We start from the raw sequence: 25,081 nt of genomic DNA on the forward strand, positions 1-25,081 counted from the left end.
CCCGGTTTTTTGCTATAATCATATAACCTAAAAGGAGGCGTTTGCTGCATCGAAAAGCGGCGTCCTCTGTGATCGACAAAAAACTACGGCTTATACCCAAACTCAAAATGCGCAGAAAAATCTTCGAGATCATTTTAAGGGAGGAAATGTTAGTATGATAAAAACGAACACGCGGAGGCGCATTGTCAGCGTCCTGTTGGCGCTTGTGATGCTGGTCTCACTGATGCCGAGTCTGGTGGTTCCCGCCCATGCCTTTTGGGACGACTACGACGACGGCTTCGATTGTCCTAACTGCGACCACTACCATTTTGGCAGCGATTATATGTGTGACTGCCTGTTCTGCACCATTGACTGCAACTACGAGTGCTGGGTTGAAACCCATTGTAACGACTGCGGTGTGTGCTTTGGAGACACGCCCTACTGGTGCGAGGAGTGCTACAAGTGCGCGGAGTGCATGGAGGAAACGCACTGCTCCACCTGCGCCAAGTGCTACATCGGCGAGGATGACCAGCTGTGCGGCGAATGCCATAAGGGCCCCTGCTGCTCCATAACCATCTGCGACTCCTGCGGCTTCTGCGATGACTGCGCAAACGATGACAGCGACCCGATGCACTGCTCGCTGTGCAACAGCTGCTTCGGTGCGGTGGACGAGTGCGTGGACGACGATGATACCGGCGTCATCCACTGCATCGATTGCCACACGGCCTGCGAGCAGTGCGAGGAATGCCTGTTGAACCAGGAGTCCTGCGAGGACTGCGGCCTGTGCCTGGAGTGCTGCCGGGATAACTCCGAGGGCGTCTCTACCCCGTCCCTCCACGAAATTGCCGGCAACTCCAAGCTGATCAATGAGGTTAAGCCCGGATGCACCGCCGCAGGCTATAGCGGCGACCAGCAGTGTACAGTCGGCTGCGGACAGATTCTCCGCTACGGTCATGTCATTAATAAGCTCAGCCACGACTGGGACGGCGGCAGCCCCGCAACGCAGGGTAAGAGCGAAGGAATTCTCTACACCTGCCAGCGCGCCGACTGCGGCGAGACAAGGTTCGTAAAGAATCCCACTGCCCCCGGGTACACTGTCACGGTCATCAAGGGCACGGCCTCTGTTGCAGGCGCCCCCATCACCGATAAGATCGCCCAGGACACCCTTGTGACCGTTACGGCGGACGCACCGGAAACCGGCAAGGTCTTTGATAAGTGGGTCGTGCTGGAGGGCGGTGTCACCCCGGCAGACGCCACCAAGGCGACTACCACCTTCACCATGCCCGCAGGTGCTGTGAAGCTCGAGGCCACCTATAAGGATGCGCCCCCCGCTCATACCCACAGCTACGCCGCGGATTGGAAGCGTGATGACGCCAATCACTGGCATGCGTGTGATTGCGGCGACAAGGCCGGCACCGCAGCGCACAGCTTCCAGTGGGTGATCGACAAGGCCGCTACCAAGGAGGCCACCGGCATCAAGCACGAGGAATGCACCGTTTGCGGCGCTAAGCGCAGCGAGAACACGGCCATCGACAAGCTCTCCGACAGCGGCAGCACCGGTAGTACCGGCAGCGGTGATAGCAGTACCGATAAGCCCGGAAAGGATGACGCCACCAAGACTCCCCAGACCGGCGACAGCAGCCATATGCTCCTGTGGCTTAGTCTGACCGTTGTCAGCGGCGGCGCAGTGATGGCCGCCCTGGTCGTAAGCAAAAAGAAAAACCGCCGCTGATAGCAGCGCCTTCTGGGGCCAATGCTAACTCGGCCTCTGCAGCTTGCGGAAAGCTCGGCCCGCACCCTGTAATCCTCCGCCTGCCTCACGCTCCGGAATGATTTCTGTACGCATTTTTCCTATAATAAATCGGGGAGAGGCCTTAACAGAAGATGCGCTGAAAACGAGGTGGGCGAATGGCCTTGCGACGATTTTTTTTCGACACACCTGATTTTCTTGTTGAAATATGGAAAGTTCTGTGCTACAATGCAAATGAAATGAAAAAAGGGACAGCGTGAGTCGGGTTTATCCCGGCGGCGGAATGGGGTGAAAATCCCCGCGAGACGGTCACTGTGATGCCGATTTATTCGGCTAAGTCAGATACGCAAGGCGCTGCTCCCGGGCACCGCCATCTCCGGAGCCGAAGCTGTCGTATAGAATTTGCTTCACCCGGCTGCTTTTTGGCGGCCGGGTGATTTTTTGTCAAGTCGAAGCGGCGCAGCAGCCGCATCTTTCCATACGGGGGCCGGAGTTTAAGCCGCTCCGCCCCCAATTCCTCAGCAAATCCGCTATAGAGGCGTTTGCATAAAATGTAAAAGAAAGGAAACAAGAGATGAAGAAAAAGATCCTCTCCCTGCTGCTGGCGGTGGTGATGGCCCTGTCCCTGGTGCCCACCTCCGTGCTGGCAGCGCCCGATGACCTGGGCCAGGTCCATGTCATCGTGGAAAACACCACCTATTCCAAAGACAAAGGCGCCCCTTGGGACGGCAAGCTGGTGGATACCTGGGTGAAGCTCACCGAGGAATCCACCATGATGAGCTGTGTTGTGAAGGCGCTGGAGGCCAAGGGGTACACCCAGACCGGCGCTGAAAGCAATTACATCGGCGAGATCAACGGCCTGGCTGCGTTTGACGGCGGCGGTCAGTCTGGCTGGATGGGCACCCTCAACGACTGGTTTGCCAACGAAGGCTTCGGCGCCTTTACCGTGGCGGCCGGCAAGCTGGAGGGCGGCGACGAGATCCGCATCATGTACACCTGCGCCTTTGGCGATGACCTGGGCGGCAGCTGGGGTAGCAGTGACAATACCGTCAAGGCCCTCTCCTTCAGTGCCGGCGAGCTGTCTCCCGCCTTCGATAAGGACACCCACAGCTACACGCTGAAGCTGGCCGCCGATGTCAGCAGCGTGGTGGTGACGCCCACCGCCAGCAACAAGAACTTCCAGGTCCGCACCAGCGTGGGCGGCACGGAGTATAAGCGCACGGCTAAGATCCCCGTGGCAGACGGCACCGTCATCACCGTGAAGTGCGGCGATCCCGCCTGGCCCAGCATGAACGACAAACCCGAAAAGGCGGAGGAGTACACCATCACTGTAGAGCAGGCGGTGAAGGTCACCATCCGCTCCCAGGCAGCGGGCAGCTATCTCCACGCGCCCCAGGAGGTGGAGGTTTCCGCCCTTGACGCCGAGAAATACGGCTTTACCGATGCACTGGAGGGCGTGACCGCCCTGGATGCCCTGGTCAAGGCCCATGAGCTGGTCTTCGGTGATGCATTTACCAAGGAAACAGCCGGGGAGTATCTGGCTGTGGGCAGCAGCGGCTGGATCTCCAAGATTTTCGGCACAGACACCTATGCCAGCGGCTTCTATATCAACGGCGGCTATCCCAATGACGGCACGCCCGCATCCTATGGTGGCGGTTATAACGGCACCATGGTCACCAACACCCCGCTGCTCAGCGGCGATGTGGTGGACTTCTATGTCATGAGTGACGGCACTACCTATTCCGATTATTACACCTGGGTGGACGCTCCCGCCGAAATGCAGGTGGGCAAGAAGGTCACAGCCACCGTTACCGGCTTCTATGCCATGAGCGGCTACCTGTATAAGGATCCCGCTTCCCTCAAGGCCGCAGCCAAGCCCCTGGAGGGGGCCAAGCTGGGCTGGATGGATCCCGAGACCGGCGCTGTCACCGTCATTGACGGCGCTGTCACCGATGAAAAGGGCCAGGCCACCTTCACCGTGACCAACGGCTTTACCGGCTATCTCACCGCTGTGAGCAACGCGGACAACGAGGACGAGGAGGTTTATGTCCTGCTCAACCCCACCACCAAGGTCAAGGAGATCCCCGTGGTCACCGTGGACCTGACGGGTCTGCACAGCGCCCAGCTGGCGTCCCTGAAGCTGTATAGCTATGTCGGCGGCGTCAGGGGCGATGTGGACCTGCTGGCCGGCAAGTCCACCGTGGCTGATGGCTACAAACTGAAGTATGCCGATGTGAAGCTGCCTGCGGGCAACTACTGGGTCCAGGGCTATAACGAGGCCGGCCAATATAACGGTGGCATCGTTGTCACCGTGTCGGAGGACACCACCTCCATCGCCTTCCAGCGCGTCTATGAGATCTATGCCACCAACAGCGGCTGGGTCGAGAATACGGACTACACCATCGACTACCAGGTGGTGGGCGCCGACGGCATGAACCGCAAGGCTGAGATGGGCACCTCCACCAGCTGGGGCACTACCCACACCTCCGGCATTTTTGTTGAGGGCGACACCGTCAAGGCGACCTTATCGCCCATGGGCGATAAGGCCGGTAAGTTTAATCCTCTCACAATCACCAAGAGCTCGGCAGACACGGCCCCGGGTAAGGGTGCCCTGTCCATTAGCGCCAGCTTACTTGAAGCCCTCAACATTACCGTCACGGCGCCTGCCGGCTCCACCATCAGCCTGGGTCGGTTCGGCAGCTACTGGATCTATCAGTTTGAAGAGCCCCTGTCCGTGGAGACGGTAGGGGACACGGTGGTGGCCAAATTCCGTCCCTCCGCTGCCGGCAACATGAACCACTTCGTGCGTGTGCAGCATCCCGACGGTGTGACCTACTGGACCTTCGACTCTCTCAAGGATGGCCAGAGCATCACCGTGACCAAGGAGGATCTGCACATCGGCGATGCCTCCTTCACCAAGGACACCGTGAACCGCTTCAATAAGAATGTTTACGACCTGGGTAATGTGTACCTGAACATCAATGAGAAGGGCTATCTGAACCTGGAGCAGGGGCAGACCCGGGAGCTGGATGTGTTCCGCTGCTGGCAGGCCATTGAGGGCTTTGTGAATGCTAAGATCGCCCTGCCGGATGTACACTACACCGTGGTGGACTTCAACGGCCAGCCCAGCGATGTGGTGACCATCACCCCCGATGCAAATAACAGCTCCCTGGCCTCTATGCGTGCCAATAAAAACGGCACCGCCCTGGTGCTGGTGACCTATGACGCTATGACCCATATGCAGGGGCAGAGCAGCACGAAGAGCAAAGAATTCTCCGCCATCTGGCCGGAGTTCACCGGCGTGTTCGTGGTCTCCGTGGGAGCGGACGGCTCTGCCATCCAGACCAATATGACCATGGACCGCATGGATGCCCCCGTGAAAAACGATGCACAGAAGGCATTGGATGCCGAGCACGATATTCTGTTCTACCTGGGCGATGCCGGCGCAGCCTACAGCTTTAAGCCCGAGGAAGGCTGCACCGTCACCGTGGCCCGCTCCACCGTCACCGATAAGATGCGCTTTAGTGGCTTTACCTCCAAGGGCGTCACCGTGGCCGCCGACGGCACCGTGACGGTCACCGGCCTCACCACCGGCCGTCATATCATCTGCGTGGAGAAGGACGGCGTTAAGACCTATCAGGTGGTCACCGCCCGGGGCGTCAGCTATGACTTCCTGGATGCGGACGGAAATGTCCTCCCTGCGACCACCGAGTTCAAGGCCGGGGACAAGGTGAAGATCCAGTTCCACGATCTGGTCAGCCCCAAGGAAAAGCTGTCCGGCTATTATAACTTTAATTTCTCCGTGTACTATAAGGGCGAGAATGGGACCTTCTTCAAATCCAACCCCGGCAGCACTTTTGGTGCATATGACTTCAGCGGAAACCCTGTGCGCCAGCAGATCGAGATCACCATTCCCGAGAATTGGACCGGCCTGAGCTATGATCTTACCGGCGCCATCAAGGTGGGCGGCTTTGCCGGTAAGCCTACGCACCGCATGCAGTCCTATACCGGTGGCATGGACATGCAGTACGGTACTACTCCCTCTGCGATGCTGGCCCAGCTGCCCGCCCTGTCCCTGAAGCTGGAGGGCTGGCATGTAAACGATGCTATTGAGAAGATCGACGCCATCGGCCAGGTGACCCTGGCGTCCAAGGACGCCATCACCGCCGCCCGGACTGCCTATGAGGCTCTGACGGAGGCCCAGCAGGCCCAGGTCAAGAATTATGACAAGCTCACCGCCGCTGAAGCGGATTATGCCCAGGTGCTGGCCGAGCAGAGTGAGCGTCTGCAGGAAATCTACAAGACCACCGGCGACTTCATGGGTACTCTGGGCACTCCCACGGTGAACTCCACCGGCGGCGAGTGGATGGTCATCGGCCTGGCCCGCAGCGGCCGCCCCGTGCCCGCCGGGTACTACGACAATGTAGTGAAATTTGTCCGGGAGAACGCCGACAAGAACGAGCGGCTGGATAGGAACAAGGTTACCGACAACGCCCGTGTGATCCTGGCCCTGACGGCCATCGGCAAGGATGTCACCAATGTGGACGGCCATAACCTGCTCAAGGGTCTGGATAACATGGCTTATGTGCAGACCCAGGGCATTAACGGCCCCATTTTCACCCTCATTGCCCTGGATAGCCATAACTATCCCACTATGGGCGATGTGACCCGGGAGAAGCTGATTGAGACCATCCTGGGCGCGGCCCTGGAGGACGGCGGCTGGACCCTCAGCGGCACCAAGGCCGACACCGACATGACCGCTATGGCCATCCAGGCCCTGGCCCCCTACTATAAGACCAACGAGACCGTGAAGGCCGCTGTGGATAAGGCCCTGGATGTGCTTTCCGGTCTGCAGCAGGGCGACGGCGGCTTTGGCAGCTGGGGCACCATCAATAGCGAGTCCTGCGCCCAGGTCATCGTAGCTCTCACTGCCCTGGGCATCGACCCCACCGCGGACAGCCGCTTCGTGAAGAACGGCCTCACCGTGCTGGATGCTCTGGCCGGGTTCTATGTCACCGGCGGCGGATTCCGGCACACCGCTGGCGGCGAGCGGAACGGCATGGCCACCGAGCAGGGCTACTATGCCCTGGCGGCCTACTACCGCTTCGTAAACGCCCAGACCCGGCTCTATGACATGACCGATGTGGCCATTCAGACCGGCGGCAGCAATACCCCCGCCACCGGCGATACCGGCGTGCTGGTTTGGGTCATTGCCCTGCCCGTGACGGCCCTCGCCGCAGCCTTCGTCCTGAAGCGCAAGGAGCGGGAGGCGTAAGCCAAAAAGAAAAGACCTAAGCGGCAAAATAAAACAGCACCCCCGGGGTCTCTTGCATAACAAGAGACTCCGGGGGTTTTCGTGCGTAACCGTCAAACCTCCCCATAGGGTGTGCTTTTTTTATTCTCGCTGTTGTCCGCAAGATTTACATCGTGGTACATACAGAAAATAATAGTTCCAAAATGTATTCTTTGCGAATTACAGAGAATGGATGATTTGATTGAAAAAAACAAAACCCTGTGGGCAAAGCTCCGCGCAATTCCGGCAAAATTAAAGCGAAGATCCTCCCGATGACCTGCGGAAAAAATTGACCCTTGCGGCATAAAACCGAAGATTTGACAAATAATAGGCGTACAATAATATGCAGCAAGGAGTTTTTATATATGAAAGCAACCGGAATCGTGCGCCGCATCGACGACCTTGGCCGCGTGGTGATCCCCAAAGAGATCCGCCGTACCATGCGTATCCGCGAGGGCGACCCGTCACAGATGACATTGGAACAATGGGAAAAGTTCTGCTTTGCGATGTTAGCTTTGTCAAAAAGGTGGGGGGTGGATGATACATAATAATGAAAAGCTGCGTCCCTGCCCCATGCTGGAAAACCCCCAGCTGCTGCCGAAGATGGTGGCCCAGAGCGGCGCCCACTCCACCGACCTGGAGGCTCCGGAGAGTGCCGAGCATCTGTGCGAGAAGTGCAAGGCCTATGCCGCTTGCTGGAAGCCCGAGGCCGAAAAGCTCTGGGCGGAGGAAAAGCATAATGGATGACGGCGGGGACATGATGCACCGAAAGGCGGTGCCGCATCGCGCAAAAGAGTAGGAATAGGATAGAGAGATGAGAACCCCGGCTGCGCCCAATGCGCAGCCGGGGTTCTCGCTATGTGCTTTATGTGGTTGGAACAAAAATGGAGGACTATTGCTTACAGGAACTCAAAGGTGCCGCCCAGGCCCTTCTCAAGGGCGCGCTTATAGACGATACCGGCCACGGCGATATCCATGGCGCCGGTGCCGATGGGCACGCAGATAATGCGCTCATTGGCTGCATCAGTGGGCTTTCTGCCCACGGCCACATCGCCGATGGTGGCATAGATGTCTTCTTCCTTCAGCTTGCCGTCGGCCACCACATCGTGCAGCGCGCCGCGGTGCATGCACTGACCCACATGGTCAACGATGATCTTATCCGCATTCAGCAGCAGAGCATCCTCGCACTCGGTGTAGGAGCCCATGGGGAAAACGATCTGGCCGGGCTTGATCCACTCGTCCTTGATGTACTTGTCCTTGGACTGGGTGAAGCCCACCACCACATCGCCGATAGAGGCATCCTTAGGATCGGAGCAGACGATGATGTCGCCCTTGACGGCATCCTTCATGTCCTCCTTGAACTTCTCGGCGGCGGCGGGATAGAGATCGTACACCCGCAGCTCCTTGATGTCAAAGAGCTCGGCGAAGGCCAGGGTCTGCATATGGCCCTGCATACCGGCGCCATACAGACCGATGGAGATCTCCTTCTTGTTGGGGAACATATACTTGGCGGCTACGGCGGCCTGGGCACCGGTGCGGAGGTTGGTAATCAGAGCACCGTCCATTACGCACTTGAACTCGCCGATGGTGGGATCGATCAGCAGGATCATGGCCGTTACATAGGGCAGGCCCATTTCACGGCGCTTGCCCAAAAAGCCGCCGGCCCACTTGATACCGGCAATGTCCTCCCAGCCGATGTAGGCAGGCATGGCATTCATAAAGCCGTGGTAATCAGGATAAGAGGCCGTTTCGCCCAGGTCCAGGTTGACCTTGGTGGGGTTGATGGTCGTGCCCTCGCCGAAGCCGACAAAGGTCTTGTCTACGATCTCGACGATGTCCTTCATTGTGATGAGGCTGTTAATGTCAGACTGATTCAGAAGCAGGGTTTTGTGTTCCATAATGATAGCTCCTTTACTAAAAAATAATGATTGTTTTGCAGGTAAAGCTTATTCTTCCAAGGCCTTTGCGGAACCCTTGGTCAGGGCGCTGACCAAGAACAGGGCTACGACAGAGGCCAGAATGCCCCAGATCACATAGGGAATCGTGGACTTCAGCAGTGTGCTGATAATGCATCCCAGAATGCCGCAAATCATGCTGGCCCGAAGCCCCATGGTCGTGACCTTGTTCTTTTTGCGCAGGGCGTAGCCCAGATACATGGGCGCGGCAAGACCGGCGGCGGAGTAGGCGTAGGTAGTGACGAGAACGGTCAGCACATGGGGGAAGAGAATGGCCAGCACGCAGGCCACCGCCATGACCAGCACCGACAGCAGGCGGGAGAGCTTCAGCGCCTTTTGACTGCTGACCTCGGGATGGAGCTGCTGGTAGATGTCGTGGGTGATGTTCACCACCACAGACTGCGCGGCGGAGCTGATGGTGGACATGATCGTGGCTACGATCAGACCGGCGAACAGCGCAATGAGCCAAACGGGCAACTGGGTCAGCAGCCAGCCGGTGGCATTTTCGCCCTCGATGTTGGGATTCATGGCGCGGATGCCCATGCCCAGGAAGCAAGACCAGCCCAGGGCGATCAGCGTAACGATGCAGGTGATGGCAAGGCTTTTATTAATTTGCTTTTTTTCCTTAATAGCGCAGATACGCTGGAAATACATCTGATTGGTCATGCCGCCCGGCACGGTGGAGAATATCCACAGGAAGATGGTGGTCCAGCCCACGCTGACAAAGCCTTTGGGGAAGCCGATGATCTCCTCGGGAAGCGCCGCCTTGACCTCTGCCAGGGAGCCACCGTTTTTCGCCACAAAAACGAAGGTGACGACCATCATCAGAATCATGAAGCAGGCAAAGAAGAAGTCTGTCCAGGCCACGGTTTTCATGCCGGCGGGCATCACGAAAAGAATACTGATAACGGCCATGGATACGATCAGTATCTCCAGAGGGATGCCGGTGATCTCACGATAGATTTTCGCAAACGCCGTCAACTGGTTAATCAGCCAGCCGAAGGGGACAAGAATGGTCAGGACAGAGGACAGTATCCGGACAAAGAGGTCGTTGTCGCAAAAACTGCCCAGCATATCGGGAATGGTTTCAAATTCGTTTGCGCGGATCCAGTTGCCGATCAGCATAAAAATCAGAAACGGTAACACCGCAAAGAATGAATAAATCAGCATCGCCAAGCCGTTGTTATAGGCGTTGCCCACCTGGCCGACCAGCACGCCGCCGCCCATGGCGCTGGCGAACTGGGTGCCGATTACAACAAACAGCGGCAAACTGCGTCCGCCGATATTCCAGTCGTCGGTTGCGTCACCCGTTGAGGCTTTTTTACCCCTGCGGCTGACAAGCAGCGACAGAATAAAGCTCGCTGCGAGGATCGCTAAGGTTGCCAAAACGGTAGTCAGTGCTTTTGGAGTCATGATCTCATCCCTTTCGTTTTTTTATTGGATATTGTCTACATATCGCGCATCATGCACGATTCATATTTTCATCATAGCGTATCAAGTGGGCTTTGTCAAGGGAAAATTTTCCTTTGCTGTTTATTCTGCAAATTGACAAAAAAACGACCATCGATTATAATGAGAATGCCGATAAAACAGCAGGATTACAGGGGAATGGGCGTGGGCGGCAGGCCGGGAGAGAAAGCGGGCTGCAATGCTCAAAACAATGGCTTTGGAGCTTTTTGGGAGTGCCCCAAAAGGCCGAGGAGCGGGCAAATGGATTTTTCGGGACGCCGAGCCTATACTTTCAGAGAAATTCCTGCTTAGAGGCAACTCTCTGCAGCCGGAAAGGAATCACCCAATATGGCAGTTTTGACAATTCGCCAGCAGCTATACCGGACCCTGAAGCAGCGCATTCTCGATGGGGTATACCCTCCGGGAGCGCACCTGAATATCGACATTATTGCCAAGGAGCAGGGGGTAAGCAATTCTCCGCTCCGGGAGGCTATGACCCTTTTGGTAAAGGACCGGCTGGTGGAAAACCGCCCAAACGCGGGGATGTATGTGATTGAGATCACGCCGCAGCTTTACCGTGAGCTGGTGGACACCATCAACATCTGGATCGAGGGCGCTTACCGTCTCTGCCTGAAATACGGGAAAACTGAATGTCTTTTGGCTCTGATGGAGGAGCGGCTTCGGGCACTAAAAAAGGTCATTCGCCGCGGGACGGACAGAGAGAGAATCTTTGCAATCCTGGATTTTCAGCGGTGCTTTGTCACGGCCACCGAAAATACGGTGTTTATCTCCTCCTTCGGCAGCGAATTTGACAGGCTGTGTCTGGCCTACTACTATAACCATCTTGGCCGCGAGATCGACTGGGATATAAATGTGCAGCGCGCCGCTACGATTATTGACGCAGTGAAAAGCGGCCTGGTGGATACCGTAAGCGACATGATTTGGACCTGGTCGGTTCCCCATTTTGAGGCGAATCAAATACCGGAAGAATAAACGACTGGCTCTTACTGCCTGGCGGGGTCAGTGTCCGCGAGCGCACGAAATTCTTTCGCTCTCTCTTGCAAAATGGGCAGAAGCGTGGTATAGCAAAAGCGGAATGACAAACATGGCTATACATATTATAATATAGACACATTCGGAAATGCCGGCCGGCATCCATCTGGAGCCTGCTGATCTCCGCTATCGAGCAGTCGGAGGGCGGGAGTAATGTTAAAGGCGAGGTTTGAACCTTCTTTTAGGAATTCAAACCTCGCCTTTACGGGGTTACAATGCTTTCATGCTGTGCTTCTTGGAAATCTGGTTCAGCAGGCACCACGGAGGATGTCATCGGCCACACTTTCCAGCTGAGAGCGGTCAAGATTCCGCAGTGCGGTGAGCAGAACGTCGATATCCTCTATCGTGTTGAAGTACCCGGGACTGACGCGCACCGTACCGGCATACTTGTTGCTGCCTAGGTGCTGATGGATTAGGGCGGCACAGTGGTGTCCTGCACGGACGGCGATATCGTATTTGTTGTCCAGGATGGCAGCCACTTCAATGGCCTTGAAACCTCTGACGCCAAAGGATACCACACCGGCCTGGTTTTGAAGTCCGCCGGGAGCACAATAAAGTTCTACACCGTCGATCTTTCCCGCCTCTTCGATGAAGTGGGCGGCCATGGCACGCTCATGCTCCAGTGGCTTGATGGAGGGCAGCCACTTCAGTGCCGCTTCCAAACCAGCGATGGCCACGGTATCCTTGCTGCCGGCCTCCATACTGCCAGGCAGGGATGTGGGCATAGAAAGGTCCTCGGACTTGGTTCCTGTGCCACCAGCCAGCGTCACCTGTAGCTTCGCTGAATTTTTGATAAGGAAACCTGCGATACCGAAGGGCCCATAGAGCGTTTTATGTCCGGCAAAGCAGATGGCATCGGCCATCGTTTGGGCAAAAGGCAAGCGAATCAGGCCCACTGCCTGGGAGCCGTCCAGCAGGTTAAAAGCACCGTATCGGCGGGCCAGGCGGAAGATCTCCCGGTGGGGCAGGATATAACCCGTTACATTGGATACCGCTGTTACCGCCACGAAAGAGGGGGGATTCTTCTCAAACATGGCCGCCGTCTTAGCAAGGTCGATGGACAGATCTTCTGCCAGCGGCAGCTCCAGCACCTGAAAACCGATTTTTTGGCTCAGTACATGCAGCGGCCGCAGCACGCTGTTGTGCTCATAAGGCGAGACATAGGCGATGGAGTTCTCTGTCCAGGCCTGACCGTAAATGATCTGGTTCAGTGCGATAGTCACCGATGGGGTGAGCACCACCTGTGCCTGTTCCCGGGCATCCATGAGGCTGATAAGCCCAGCGCGAACATTTTTGATCATCTGGTCAGCGGCACGGGCGGCGGCGTAGGCACCGCGACCTGCGTTCACTGCACCGGTACGGGCAAAGGTGTCCATGGCCTGATAGACCACTTCTGGCTTAGGGAAAGTGGTTGCTCCGTTGTCAAGATAGATCACACAAACACTTCTTTCTGATGTGTATTAATCAAAGTTGCGATTGTGAGAAAAATGGCCAGAGTTAGCAACCGGGGCAATAGTGCTTACCCAGCGATTCGTGTAGTTGAAGAAACCAGCCACAAAAGCAGCCTCCAGAATCTCATGGTCATTTAAACCAACTTCACGCAGCTTCTCAACCTGTACGGCATCAATCTCACGGGGGTTGGCAGTAACAAACCATGCGTACTCGCACAATGCATAATCAACATCGGAGAGCAAACCTTTGCAGGAACGGTAATTATAAGACAGCTTATCCACCAGTTCAGCATTCTTCCACATACCACGCAGGTTATCGCCGTGGGTGGTCAGACAATAAGAGCAGCAGTTGTAGCTGGACACCACGACGCCGATCATTTCTTTCTGGGCATCGGTGAGCCAACAACTATCATTGAAAAGAGAGCCCTTGAAGTTCAAAAATCCGATGTACTGCTTGGCGTTCAGAGGCAACACCTTGAAAAGGTTGTTGATGAACCCCCAGTTTTTTTCCATCACTTCTACATTTTTTGCAAATACGGCGTATTCCTCATCGGTCATTTCCGCACGGTCGGGTTTTTGCAGGCGAGAAAGCTGTTCATTAAATTCCAGTGCCATGATTCTTTACTCCTTTACACTTTTATGATATTAGACATCAGGTTTATTCTGCGGGGCAGATGGCAAAGCAGCGGGCGGGGAAACCTACGCCGTCTTTCAGCTTGGGGAAAGCGCACACGATCATAGCACCCACGGCAGGGCACTGATCCAGGTTGCGCATGACCTCAATCTGGAAACGGTTTACCTCCAGGATGTACTGCTCACCGGGATAGGGATAGGCGTCGGGCTTGGTGGTAACGAAACCGGGATCGGTGTCGGCGGGCTCGTGACCGATCGAGGCGATATTGCGCTCTTCTACCAGCCAGCGGATGGCCTCTACATCCCAGCCGGGATAGTGGGGCACACCATTTTCATCGGGATTGTCCAGGTTGGTTCCTTTCTTGTGCCAGTCGCTGCGGAAAGCCACAAAGCTGCCGGCGGGGATCTGGCCGTACTCAGCCTCCCAGGCCTTCAGATCGTCGATGGTCAGCATAAAGTCGGGATTCGCAGCACACTCTTTGGACTTATCCACCACCACCAGAGGCATTACCATCTCGGTGACATCAATGGATTCCATAGAGCGGCCTTCGCCCCAGAAGTGACGGGGAACATCCACATGGGTGCCGTACTGGCTGGCCACGCTGACCTGGAAACAGCGCATGGGAGCCATCATATCCTCAGGGGTGCCTTCCACATAGTCAAACAGCAGTTTTGCTTCCAAAGGATTGAAACCGTACCAATGGGGGGTCTCGGGGCTCAGCTCATGGGTCAGGTCGACCCACTTGTACTTTTCAGACTTCAGTTCACTTACCAGATTCCACAGTGCAAGGTTTGCCATAATTACATCCTCCTAAAAATAGTTTTTGTTGGGAGCTGCTCGTGCTTTGGTAAAATATGCGGTTTTTGTATCAATCCTTCAAAAACACCAGGGACTTGATGTAGCCCTCTTTGGTGGCGTGGGGGATACGGCCCCGCTGGGCATTGTCACCCACGCAGATCACATTTTTGAAAGCGCTGCGGTACTCAGCCAGCACATCAGCCCGGGGAGCTACGCCCAGGGAGAGCACCACATGGTCGGCCTCAATGCGTTTTTCTTCTCCGGTCTTTACATCTTTGACCATCACATAGCCATCGCCGATCTCGGTGAGCATGGTGTGCAGGTACATGGTGGGGTCCTTGGGTTTGATGCGGCTCATTATGTCGTTGATGATGACGGAGAACATCCCGGTGCCCACGGCATCCAGCATCTCTATCATAGCTACCTGACAGCCCTCGTTGAGCATCATCTCGGCGCACTCCAGGCCCGTGATGCCCGAGCCGATCAGAGCTACCTTGCCGCTGACCTTCACATCACCGGAGATCACATCGTAAGCGGTGCATACATGCGGCTTATCCACGCCGGGGATGCGGGGAACGATGGGGGCGGCACCGGCCGCCATCACAACACCCTCCGGGGCCAGCGCCTTTACCTCGTCGATCGAGGGGGCTTTCCCCAATAGAACTTTTACGCCGGCGCGTTCCACCTCAGCCTTCATGGTCTCCACAAAGCGGGCGATCTTCTCTTTGTGGGGGCCCTTGTCAGCTAAGTTCATGGTGCCGCCCAGGGTATCTTCCTTCTCAAACAGCGTCACATCGAAGCCTCGCTTTGCCAGGGTCACAGCGCTCTGCATACCGGCGGGGCCGCCGCCGATGACGGCAACTACACGGCCCGCCCCATCCTGTTCCGGGACAAGAGGATAGACACTCTCGTATCCCACACGGGGATTCAGTGCGCACTTGACAGGCAACTGGGCGTAAAGCTGTTCGCGGCAGTACATGCAGCCGATACATTTACGGATACCTACCACATCACCTTTGGCAGCCTTTTTCATGAAGAAGGGGTCGGCGATCAGGGCGCGGCCCAGGGCCACGAAATCGCACAGGCCTTTTTCCAGTGTCTCCTCGGCTACCAGCGGGTCCTTGATGGTGTTGGTGGCGATCAGGGGGATGGAGATGGCCTCCTTCACGGCGCGGGTAACATGTGCTTTCCAGAAGGAGTCGTAGGAGTAGGGCTCGCAGTTGGCATTGGCATTAAAGTTATTGCCATTGGACACATTTAGCACATCGGCACCAGCGGCCTCCAGCACCCGAGCGATAGCGGCGGCATCTTCCACGGTGCGGGTCTTGGGGATGTGGGGGGTGAACTCGTCGCCGCAGAAACGAACGGATACGGGGAAATCTTTTCCCAGGCGGGCTTTGATGCCCTGGACGATCTCGGTGTAGATGCGCAGACAGTTCTCAATACTGCCGCCGTATTCGTCAGCGCGGTCATTATAATAGGGGCTGAGGAATTGGTGGAGCAAGTAGCCGTGACTACCGGCCAGCTCTACGCCGTCAAAGCCAGCCTTTTGGGCACGGACAGCGGCGTCAATGAAGCGCTGTTCCACGATTTTGATTTCCTCGACCGTCATCTTGTGGGCAGAGGGACCACCGGGAGCTACAGGCACCTCGCTGGCGGCCCAGGCCTTGCCGGCTGCGGTAGGGGCGCTTTTGGCGCCGTAGTGGTGCAGCTGGACAAAGCAGCGGCAGTCGTACTTGTGGATGGCCTCGGTCAGGGGTTGGAAGGAGGCGGTGTACTTGTCACTAGCCAGGGACATCTGCAAATTCCAGGGCTTATTGTTCACCTCGTCCACATTCACACCCTCGACGATAATCAGGCCCACGCCGCCCCGGGCACGCTCTTCATAATAGGCGATAGCCTTTTCGCCGGCATAACCCTGGTGTTCGCCATACATCATCTGCATGGGGGCCAGTACAGCACGGTTCTTGATGGTCAGTTTACCGATCTTGCCGGGAGTAAAGAGTTTATCCATAGTGCTTTCCTCCTAAAATGATTACTTACCCAGCAGTTCGGCGCAGGCCTCGCCCAGCAGCTTCATACCCTTCTCAATGATCTCGTCGGTGCTGTTGGAGTAGTTCAGGCGCACGGTATGGACGCCGCGGTCTATCTCATAGAAGGGATCGCCGGGGCAGATGGCCACGCCCTTGGCAAGAGCGGCGCGGTACAGGTCAACAGATGTGATGCTGTCGGGCAGGGTGGCCCACAGGAACATACCGCCCTCGGTGGGGGTGAAGGTCACGCCCTCAGGCAGATACTTGCGCATACAATCCATCATCAAGTTGGCCTTGGCGCGGTAGAGCTCCTTGGTCTTTTCGATGTGGGCGTCCACATCGTTGTCCTGGAGGTACTGGGCCAGCACCAGCTGGGAGAAGATGTTGGTGTGCAGGTCGGCGGTGGACTTGTAGCTCAGCAGCTTGGCCTTCAGCTCCTTGTTGCGGACGCAGATCCAGCCGATACGCATACCGGGGGCCACGATCTTGGAGAAGGTGCCCAGCATGCAGCACTGCTCGCCCAGCTCCTTGCCGAAGCTGTCGGTGGCCTCGCCGGCGAAGCGCAGCTCGCGGTAGGGATTGTCCTCGATGAGCAGGATGTCGGTACCCTTCAGGATCTCAACCACCTTGTCGTGGACTTCCTTGGTGTAGCTCAGGCCGGTGGGGTTCTGGAAATTGGGGATGACATAGATGAACTTGGCGTCGGGATTGGCCTTGACGGTCTCAGAGAGCTTCTCGCAGTCGATGCCGTCGGGGTTGATCTGGACGGGGATGATCTTGGGGTCGAACATGTGGAAGGACTGCAGGGCCACCAGATAGGTGGGATTTTCCACCAGGACCTTGTCGCCGGGGTCGATCATGCACATGCCCAACATGGCCAGGGCCTGCTGTGAGCCGTTGGTGATGATGATATCGTCGGCCGTCACATCGTAGACGCCCATGGTCTCGTAACGCTTGGCGATCCATGCGCGCAGGGCGGGCAGGCCCTGGGTGCCGCTGTACTGCAGTGCCTGGACGCCGTTTTCGGCCAGGACCTTGGCAGTAGCCTTCTCCATGGCCTCCACGGGGAAGGACACCGGGTTGGGCAGGCCGCCGGCGAAGGAGATCAGATCGGGAGAGGCGGCGGCGGCCAGGATGCTGGCGGTGAACTCACCCTGGAAGTCGGGGCGCATGATTTTTTCAGACATGTGAACATTCATAAGCAGTTCCTCCTAATGTATGAAAGAGTATTAAAAGTAGAGCGCAAAATTAGATTGCTAATCTAATTTTATCAGTTCCACTCAAACTTGTAAAGAAAAAAATAATACCTCATAAGAAAATCGGAATATTACACAGCGGAAGGAGCCATATTTCAGCAAGACTGCTAAAAAGTATTTCCCGCTTGAAATTTATTGTGCTGCGTGATAGTATTGAGTTGGTTATATATATTTCGCGAGGTAGGAACATGGATGCAATTATGACAAAACGGCAGGAAAAGAGCCGTACCAATTATAACGCCGTATTGGACACCTCAATAGTCCTTTTCAATAAAAAAGGGTATAAGGACACTACAATAAAGGACATCTGTGAAGCGACCGGGCTTTCCAATGGTTCGGTCTACCATCTTTTCCGTAACAAGGATGACATTCTGCGGCATATTTATGAGCGGGACATCAATATATCCATCGGACTCACGCAGGATTTGGAGCAAAAAGTGCAGGATCCTTATCACTACCTGCTAAACTTCATGCTTGATGTTCAGAGACTCTGGGAAAAGACAGGGCCCATGCTGTTGAGCAACAAGTCTCACTGGACCACCTCGCGTACCTCATTGGGATGCAGCCCCATTCAGCGAGAAGAATTACACACTTTTATCACTTTGGCACAGGAGCGCGGCACCATTGCTAACACCTCTGATCCGGCTACTTTGGTTGAGTTTTTGTTTACTATGCAGCGCGGCATCCTGTATGGGTGGATCATCCGTGACGACTTTGACATGGATATGTATGCCGAGACCTTTTGGCCTCCTGTAATCCGTACACTCATCAGTGGTGAGCTCAGCTTTTGACTGAGATTGTAGGCAAAGATGTTGCTTCTAATCGCCCTTCCTGATAATTATTAGAAAGAAAACCTCGCATAAACTGGGAGTAAGCACCTGCAAAATATTGTTGGGCAGCCGATGGCTGCCCAGTTCTTTTAACCGGGCTCGTTTGCCGGAGCACTTGCGGATGCCGGGAAAGGACCTGTCACAGATAACACTGTCACGGTGGGAGAAATTCTGCTTCGCCATGCTGGATTTGTCAAGAAGATGGGGCTGGATGCGCCCTACCTGGGCGAATCCTCAGCCCATGGGGAACTGAAAAAACGGATGCCCTGCTGTCTGGCAGTCCGGCACCGGGAACATACACGGAAATGAATGAACGGCAGAGCCCTACAAATGGGGCTCTGCCGTAACATATTGTATCATGGATGCAGCACTCCCCCATGTATAGGAAAAAGCAAAACCGCGGAAAATATAGGAGAAGGGGGATTGCCTGTGGAGATTTTTGTGCAGGAGCAAGGGAAACTGGTAACGGTCTGGCTGACCCGGGAGAAGCTGATTCAGGTCATCCTGGATGCCCAGCTCAACGACGGCGGCTGGACCCTCAGCGGCACCAAGGCTGACCCCGACATGACCGCTATGGCCATCCAGGCCCTGGCCCCTTACTACAAGACCAACGAGACCGTGAAGGCCGCTGTGGATAAGGCTCTGGAGGCCCTTTCCACCCTGCAGCGCAATGACGGCGGCTTTGGCAGCTGGGGCACCGTGAACAGCGAGTACTGCGATCAGGTCATCGTGGCCCTGACGGCCCTGGGTATTGATCCTGCCACCGACAGCCGGTTCATCAAGAACGGCCACACCGTACTGGACGCTCTGGCCGGGTTCTATGTCACCGGCGGCGGCTTCCGGCACACTGCTGGCGGCGAGCGGAACGGCATGGCCACCGAGCAGGGCTACTACGCCCTGGCGGCCTACTACCGCTTCGTAAACGCCCAGACCCGGCTCTATGACATGACCGATGTGGCCATTCAGACCGGCGGCAGCAATACCCCCGCCACCGGCGATACCGGCGTGCTGGTTTGGGTCATCGCCCTGCCCGTGACGGCCTTGGCCGCAGCGTTTGTCCTGAAGCGCAAGGAGCAGGAGGCGTAAGCCAAAAAGAAAAAACCTAAGCGGCAAAATAAAACAGCACCCCCGGGGCCTCTTGCATGACAAGAGACCCCGGGGGTTTTCGTGCGTAACCGTCAAACCTCCCCATAGGGTATGCTTTTTTTATCTCTGTTGTCCGCAAGATTTACATCGTGGTACATACAGAAAATAATAGTTCCAAAATGTATTCTTTACGAATTACAGAGAATGGATGATTTGATTGAAAAAAGTAAAATCCTGTGGGCAAAGCTCCGCGCAATTCCGGCAAAATTAAAGCGAAGATCCTCCCGATGACCTGCGGAAAAAAATGACCCTTGCGGCATAAAACCGAAGATTTGACAAATAATAGGCGTACAATAATATACAGCAAGGAGTTTTTATATATGAAAGCAACCGGAATCGTGCGCCGCATCGACGACCTTGGCCGCGTGGTGATCCCCAAAGAGATCCGCCGTACCATGCGTATCCGCGAGGGCGACCCCCTGGAGATATTCACTACCCGTGACGGCGAGGTCATTTTTAAGAAGTATTCCCTTATCGGCGGTCTGGAGGATTTTGCGGCCCAGCTCTGCGATATCCTGGCCCGGGCCACGGATTTCACCGCCGTCATCACCGACCGGGACAGCGTCATCGCCGCCGCAGGCCCCTGCAAGCGGGAGCTTATAGACCGGGCTGTTTCTCCCCAAATGGAGCAGCTTATGGAAAAGCGCAGTATCTATCAGCAGGGCAGGGGAGACGCCGCCCTGCCCGTCTGCGCCGATAACCTGCACACCCATGCCGCTACCGCCGCCCCCATCCTCTGCCAGGGCGATGTGCTGGGTCTGGTGCTTTTCGCCGCTGAAGAAGGGCGATACCCCGGCGAAAGCGAATATAAGCTGGCCCAAACCGTCTCTGCCTTCCTGGGCCGCCACATGGAAAATTGAAGCGGTAGGGGAGACCCTTGCGGCCGCCCGCAACCTGAGAGGTAACAGGGTGTCGGGGACACCGCCCCCTACGAAGTTCTATCGGTAAACGGCGTGTAGGGGTCGGCCTCCCGGACGACCCGCCCGGCCTTGCCCCGTACCCCATGTAAAGCCCCCTGTCATTGCGAGGGCGCACCGCGCCCGTGACAATCCACATCCCCCGTCCCCTAAAAAACGCTCCTGCACACCCGTGCAGGAGCGTTCTCCGTTATAATATAAGCTAAGTATTAACCTAAGTCCTTACTGCTGTCCCAGCTGGGCGAACACCACATCCGCCGCCCGGAAGAACTTCAGCGCCGCCTGGTCGTAATCACCGTCGTAGTAGTCGCTGTCCAGAGCCCTGCGCAGCATAGACTCCTGGGTGTCGGTGATGGTGCTGTTTACGCTGTTTCCGTAGAGCACCTGGTAGTCCTTGCCCTCTATCATCAGCAGCAGCATATCATTCTGCCCCAGGCCCCATTGCTTGCCCAGCATAGCGGCATATTTTGCCCCGGACCACCCGTGGGTGCTGTCCACCGAAGCCACGGCAATGGCGGCGTTATAGCGGCTGTCCCACTGCTGGTTGTAGCTGTGCAGCATTTCTACGGTGGACTCCGTCAGTACCCCGGCATCGTCGACGATCCATTGGTGATACTGTACCTCCAGGGGCTTGCGGCTGAGGCCGTATACAGACCCGGCAGCCACCACCAGGATCAGCACCGCCAGCGCCACGGCGCTGCTTTTGAAAAACTTCATTTTCCCGCTCCTTTCACGGAGGTTCTTACTTGTGCAGCTCCATGAGCTTCTGCTTCAGCTCGCCCTCGATACGGCCCAGCTCTGCCTCGGCGGCCTTGCGCTTGGCAGCGCCCTCCTGCTGAATGGCCAGCACCTCGTCCAGGGTGGAAATGAGCTGCTGATTGGTGTGCTGCAGGGTCTCAATGTCCACAATAGACCGCTCGGACTCCTTGGCCGTGGCGATGGTGCCCATCTTCAGCGCATCGGCGTTCTTCTTGAGCAGTTCATTGGTCATCTCGGTGACGGCGTTCTGGGCGGCGGTAGCCTGGCGGCCATGCTCCATGCCCAGGGCCAGCACCATCTGGCTCTTCCACAGGGGGATGGTGTTCACCAGGGAGGACTGGATCTTCTCCACCATCTGGGTGTCATTGTTCTGCAGCAGCCGGGTCTGGGGGCCCATCTGCACGGAGATCATCCGGGTCAGCTCCAGGTCGTGGAGCTTCTTTTCAAAGCGGTTGCACAGGTTCACCATGTCGTTATAGGCCTGGGCATCCTCGGCCAGGCCGGTTTTCTCCGCCTTGACGCGCAGCTCCTCCAGCTGGCCTGCGCGCACCTCCTCCAGCCGCTTCTTGCCGGCCAGAATGTACATGGTCAGTTCCTTATAATATTTCAGGTTCAGCTCATACATCTGATCGAACATGGCAATGTCCTTCATCAGCGTGATCTGATGCTGCTCCAGGGACTGGGCAATGCGGTCCACATTGGCCTCCACCTTGCCGTACTGGGCCTTCATGCTCTCGATTTTATTGCCGGCCTTGCGGAAAAGACCTGCCAGACCCTTCTTCTCGTCGCCGGAGCCGAAGCCCTTCAGCTGCACCACCAGCTCGCTGAGGTCAGCGCCCACCTCGCCCAGGTCCTTGCTGCGCACATTGCTCAGGGCGTTCTCGGAGAAGCCGGCCACACTCTTCTGGGCGGCGGCGCCGTACTGCAGGACCATGTTGGTGTCGGTAATGTCGATCTTCTTGGAGAATTCGTCCACGGCCTTCTTTTCCTGCTCGGTGAGCAGCTTGTCGTCCAGCGCTACGGGCTCGATTTTCTTCTCCTCCACCTGGGCGGGGGCGTTGGGCTCCAGGGTCAGCTCGGGCATAGCTACATCCGTTTCCGTGGGATTCAGGGTCAGCTCAGGGGTCATGTTCTCAGTCATAGTGCAATCCTCTCTTTCTTATAGTTCCAGTTGGATGCCGCCATCGGTCGGCTCCGTTTTGCTATCTTTTTCTTCATTTACGGTGTGGTGAACGGCGTCCTCCGCCAGGCCCTCCCGGGCCATCATGTTCTCCAGCACGGTGATGTCCGTGGAAATATCCAGGGCTTCGGCGCCGAATAGAGCGTCCAGCTGCCGCTCAAAGGCGGTGACAATGGTGCCCATGATGTTCTCCACCCGCTCCATGGTGCCGCCGATGTTGCCGCCGGAAACGCCCTGGCTGTCCATGCGGTGGTAGGCATTGAGCAGCTTCAGGGTGGTGGGCAGGTAGTAGCCCATGAATTTGCGGATCTGCGGCAGCTTCTCAGGCTTCTGCTGCACCACCTCGAAGATTTTCTTGCTCAGCTCCTCCAGCTGGCGGATCTGGCCGCTGATAACCTCGTCGTCAATGGCGTCATCCAGCCGCCGCATTTCCTTCAGCGCAAGCTGTCCGTCGGCAATCATCTTGTCCAGAGCCTCGTTGCCGGTGCGTACCGGCTCCGGCTCCACCTCGATGACTTCCTTTTTGTCCTTCCAGATGCAGCGGCTGACGAAAAACACCGCCAGCGTCACCACCGCCGCGATGACAAAATGCCCCACCTTATAGAGCGGGAATGCCAGCGCATACACGGCCCACGCTGCCGCCGCCGTGTAAAACGGTGCCGCCGACCTATGCACGATCGTTTTTTTCATGCCTTCGTCTCCCTCCGGGATGATTTTCCCCTCTATTATACCGTATCCCGTCCCCCTGGTCAAGAAAAAAGGACGGCTGATTTGCCCGCCCCATAAACCGCTGTACCTTATAGAATGTTCCTCTTATCCGATCCCCCTTGTCCCCGTCACCGGGTCTATAAATATCGCCAGCTCCGGTGGCTGGAAGGTAAACAGTAGAAACACCGCCCATATCCCAAGCAGTACCAGCAGCCCCGCCACCGTCCAGGCGCCTCCGGCCAGCCGCCTGCCCTTTTGCAGGACCCGGCTCACCCAAAAGGCCAGCAGCACCGACACCTGAAAAATCAGTATGTCCACGATCATGTACCCCTGTCCCACGATCCCCTTGTAGGTGTAAAACAGTGTCGGAATGGCCGCCAGCCCTGCCAGCAGTCCCGCCGCCCGAGGTGCGGCCACTCCGTCCGTGCGCAGGGCGATATACTCCACCAGGGAAAACAGGACCCACGGCACCGCCAGCAGCTTCATATGCTCCCAGGTGGATTCGTTCACCGCGGCGAACAGCCCCGCTACCGTGCTTTCTCCCGTCCATTGGTATACAAAATGCAGCAGGTTTCCCGCTGCCAGCGTCCATAAAAGGCCGATGGTCTCCCAAGCCTGCCAGCGCGTGTTCTTCATGGCTACGCCTCCGTTGTCGTTTTGCATAATTTTACGCACATATCCCGAAATTTATACCTAAAATTTTCCGTTGCGTTTTGCCGCCCGGGGCGTTACAATAAGCCATATCATTCCAGTAAGGGAGAGATACAATGGATTATAATGAGATTCTGCAATCGGCCCGTACCTGCATGGGCCCCTACTGTAAGGCCTGCCCCGTGTGCAATGGTCGGGCCTGCGGCAACACCATCCCCGGTCCCGGCTCCAAGGGCCTGGGCGTGACCTTCCAGCGCAACTATCAGAAGTGGCAGGAGATTTGCGTGCAGATGGACACCATCTGCGAAAATCGTCCCGCCGATACCTCCTTTGACTTCTTCGGCAAGAAGCTGCGCCTGCCCGTTCTGGCCGCCCCCGTAGGCGCCATGAAGATGCACTATGGCGATAAGTACGACGATGCCGCCTATAACGATCTTCTGGTCTCCGCCTGCCGTGACGCGGGCATTCTGGCCTGCACCGGCGACGGCATGGACGCCGCCGTCATGGAGGGGGCCCTCCGGGCTATCCATCACGCCGACGGCTGCGGCGTTCCCACCGTGAAGCCCTGGGATAAGGATACTATTTTTGCCAAGCTCACCCAGGCTCGTAAAGCCGACCCTGTGGCTGTGGCCATGGACATCGACGCTGCGGGCCTGCCGTTCCTTAAAAACCATATGCCCCCCGCCGGCAGCAAGACGGTGGAGGAGCTGCGGGAGATCATCGAGTATGCGCAAAAGCCCTTTATTCTGAAGGGGATTATGACCCCCGCCGGAGCCCGTAAGGCCCTGGAGGCCGGCGCCGCCGGTATCGTGGTGTCCAACCACGGCGGCCGGGTGCTGGACCAGTGCCCCGCCACGGCAGAGGTCCTGCCCGCTATCGTCGAGGCCGTAGCGGGCCGTATGAAGATCTTCGTAGACGGCGGCATCCGCACGGGCCTGGATGTATTCAAGGCCCTGGCCCTGGGTGCCGATGGCGTGCTTATCGGCCGTCCCTTCGTCACCATGGTTTACGGCGGCGGCGCAGAGGGCGTGCGTGTCTATGCGGACAAGCTCCAAAGCGAGCTGCAGGACGCCATGCAAATGTGCGGTGTCCACACCCTGAAGGAGATTACCCGGGACCAGATCCTCCGTCCCTAAATCATAAAAGGGGAGAGTAAGCCTCCTCCCGACCCGTTTTCACGCAGCTATATAATTTCAAAAACCACCATTGCCACGGACGAAAAGTGCCCGCGCCAATGGT

The 25,081-nt window shown here is 56.8% G+C and carries 19 protein-coding genes and 1 pseudogene; 9 read left to right on the forward strand and 11 right to left on the reverse strand.

Going from position 1 to position 25,081, the window contains the following annotated elements; genetic code table 11:
• Positions 1 to 154: 154 nt before the first annotated feature.
• The 4 genes and pseudogenes from KI236_RS11155 to KI236_RS11170 all read left to right on the forward strand — a co-directional run.
• A complete protein-coding gene (locus tag KI236_RS11155; protein WP_212821894.1) occupies positions 155 to 1,711 on the forward strand; it encodes an InlB B-repeat-containing protein in 1,557 nt (518 codons plus the stop codon).
• A gap of 592 nt (positions 1,712 to 2,303) precedes the next feature.
• A complete protein-coding gene (locus KI236_RS11160) occupies positions 2,304 to 7,004 on the forward strand; it encodes a cadherin-like beta sandwich domain-containing protein (RefSeq protein WP_212821896.1) in 4,701 nt (1,566 codons plus the stop codon).
• Positions 7,005 to 7,387: 383 nt separating this feature from the next.
• Positions 7,388 to 7,570, forward strand: coding sequence for an AbrB/MazE/SpoVT family DNA-binding domain-containing protein (locus KI236_RS11165; protein WP_212821905.1), 183 nt, complete (start codon positions 7,388 to 7,390; stop codon positions 7,568 to 7,570).
• A pseudogene (locus KI236_RS11170) lies at positions 7,569 to 7,769 on the forward strand (radical SAM protein); the annotation flags it as partial. The gene KI236_RS11165 and the pseudogene KI236_RS11170, both read left to right, overlap by 2 nt.
• A 152-nt stretch (positions 7,770 to 7,921) precedes the next feature.
• Here KI236_RS11170 and KI236_RS11175 read toward each other — a convergent pair.
• Both KI236_RS11175 and KI236_RS11180 read right to left on the reverse strand, forming a co-directional pair.
• On the reverse strand, positions 7,922 to 8,920 hold the full coding sequence (locus KI236_RS11175) for an ornithine cyclodeaminase family protein (protein WP_212821907.1): 999 nt from the start codon (positions 8,918 to 8,920) through the stop codon (positions 7,922 to 7,924).
• 48 nt (positions 8,921 to 8,968) lie between these two features.
• On the reverse strand, positions 8,969 to 10,390 hold the full coding sequence (locus KI236_RS11180; RefSeq protein WP_212821909.1) for a sodium:solute symporter family protein: 1,422 nt from the start codon (positions 10,388 to 10,390) through the stop codon (positions 8,969 to 8,971).
• A 384-nt stretch (positions 10,391 to 10,774) separates the two neighbouring features.
• On the opposite strand from KI236_RS11180, the gene KI236_RS11185 reads away from it, so the two are divergent.
• Entirely contained in the window at positions 10,775 to 11,419 is a 645-nt protein-coding gene (locus tag KI236_RS11185) for a GntR family transcriptional regulator (RefSeq protein ID WP_212821911.1), read from the forward strand.
• Positions 11,420 to 11,727: 308 nt separating this feature from the next.
• On the opposite strand, the gene KI236_RS11190 is transcribed toward KI236_RS11185, so the two are convergent.
• The 5 genes from KI236_RS11190 to KI236_RS11210 all read right to left on the reverse strand — a co-directional run bounded on the left by KI236_RS11190 (position 11,728) and on the right by KI236_RS11210 (position 17,594).
• The gene (locus KI236_RS11190) at positions 11,728 to 12,915 is read right to left on the reverse strand and encodes an aminotransferase class V-fold PLP-dependent enzyme (protein ID WP_212821913.1); all 1,188 of its coding nucleotides are present in this window, start codon (positions 12,913 to 12,915) and stop codon (positions 11,728 to 11,730) included.
• Between the two features lie 24 nt (positions 12,916 to 12,939).
• The gene (locus KI236_RS11195) at positions 12,940 to 13,545 is read right to left on the reverse strand and encodes a peroxidase-related enzyme (RefSeq protein ID WP_212821915.1); all 606 of its coding nucleotides are present in this window, start codon (positions 13,543 to 13,545) and stop codon (positions 12,940 to 12,942) included.
• 43 nt (positions 13,546 to 13,588) lie between these two features.
• Entirely contained in the window at positions 13,589 to 14,362 is a 774-nt protein-coding gene (locus KI236_RS11200; protein ID WP_212821917.1) for a cyclase family protein, read from the reverse strand.
• A 70-nt stretch (positions 14,363 to 14,432) separates the two neighbouring features.
• Positions 14,433 to 16,376, reverse strand: coding sequence for an NAD(P)/FAD-dependent oxidoreductase (locus KI236_RS11205; RefSeq protein WP_212821919.1), 1,944 nt, complete (start codon positions 16,374 to 16,376; stop codon positions 14,433 to 14,435).
• 21 nt (positions 16,377 to 16,397) lie between these two features.
• The gene (locus KI236_RS11210; RefSeq protein ID WP_212821921.1) at positions 16,398 to 17,594 is read right to left on the reverse strand and encodes an aminotransferase-like domain-containing protein; all 1,197 of its coding nucleotides are present in this window, start codon (positions 17,592 to 17,594) and stop codon (positions 16,398 to 16,400) included.
• Between the two features lie 245 nt (positions 17,595 to 17,839).
• Here KI236_RS11210 and KI236_RS11215 point away from each other — a divergent pair, with 245 nt between their 5' ends.
• The 3 genes from KI236_RS11215 (at position 17,840) to KI236_RS11225 (ending at position 20,487) form a co-directional block, all read left to right on the forward strand.
• Complete coding sequence (locus tag KI236_RS11215; RefSeq protein ID WP_212821923.1) at positions 17,840 to 18,442, forward strand: TetR/AcrR family transcriptional regulator; 603 nt, start codon at positions 17,840 to 17,842, stop codon at positions 18,440 to 18,442.
• A gap of 468 nt (positions 18,443 to 18,910) precedes the next feature.
• Positions 18,911 to 19,567: a prenyltransferase/squalene oxidase repeat-containing protein gene (locus KI236_RS11220; RefSeq protein ID WP_212821925.1), complete on the forward strand. Its 657-nt coding sequence runs from the start codon at positions 18,911 to 18,913 to the stop codon at positions 19,565 to 19,567.
• 380 nt (positions 19,568 to 19,947) lie between these two features.
• A complete protein-coding gene (locus KI236_RS11225) occupies positions 19,948 to 20,487 on the forward strand; it encodes a stage V sporulation T C-terminal domain-containing protein (RefSeq protein ID WP_212821929.1) in 540 nt (179 codons plus the stop codon).
• Between the two features lie 279 nt (positions 20,488 to 20,766).
• Here the strand turns inward: KI236_RS11225 and KI236_RS11230 are convergent, their stop codons facing one another.
• The 4 genes from KI236_RS11230 to KI236_RS11245 form a co-directional block, all read right to left on the reverse strand.
• Positions 20,767 to 21,261, reverse strand: a complete 495-nt coding sequence (locus KI236_RS11230; protein ID WP_212821931.1) for a TPM domain-containing protein — start codon at positions 21,259 to 21,261, stop codon at positions 20,767 to 20,769.
• A 25-nt stretch (positions 21,262 to 21,286) separates the two neighbouring features.
• Complete coding sequence (locus KI236_RS11235; protein WP_212821933.1) at positions 21,287 to 22,444, reverse strand: toxic anion resistance protein; 1,158 nt, start codon at positions 22,442 to 22,444, stop codon at positions 21,287 to 21,289.
• Positions 22,445 to 22,462: 18 nt separating this feature from the next.
• Positions 22,463 to 23,173, reverse strand: a complete 711-nt coding sequence (locus KI236_RS11240) for a 5-bromo-4-chloroindolyl phosphate hydrolysis family protein (protein ID WP_212821935.1) — start codon at positions 23,171 to 23,173, stop codon at positions 22,463 to 22,465.
• Between the two features lie 123 nt (positions 23,174 to 23,296).
• Positions 23,297 to 23,827: a DUF6512 family protein gene (locus tag KI236_RS11245; RefSeq protein WP_212821937.1), complete on the reverse strand. Its 531-nt coding sequence runs from the start codon at positions 23,825 to 23,827 to the stop codon at positions 23,297 to 23,299.
• 131 nt (positions 23,828 to 23,958) lie between these two features.
• On the opposite strand from KI236_RS11245, the gene KI236_RS11250 reads away from it, so the two are divergent.
• Positions 23,959 to 24,978 carry an alpha-hydroxy-acid oxidizing protein gene (locus KI236_RS11250; RefSeq protein ID WP_212821939.1) on the forward strand — a complete coding sequence of 340 codons (1,020 nt, stop codon included), beginning with the start codon at positions 23,959 to 23,961 and terminating at the stop codon, positions 24,976 to 24,978.
• Positions 24,979 to 25,081 lie beyond the last annotated feature (103 nt).

The organism is Vescimonas fastidiosa (assembly GCF_018326305.1).
GTDB classification, from domain to species: domain Bacteria; phylum Bacillota; class Clostridia; order Oscillospirales; family Oscillospiraceae; genus Vescimonas; species Vescimonas fastidiosa.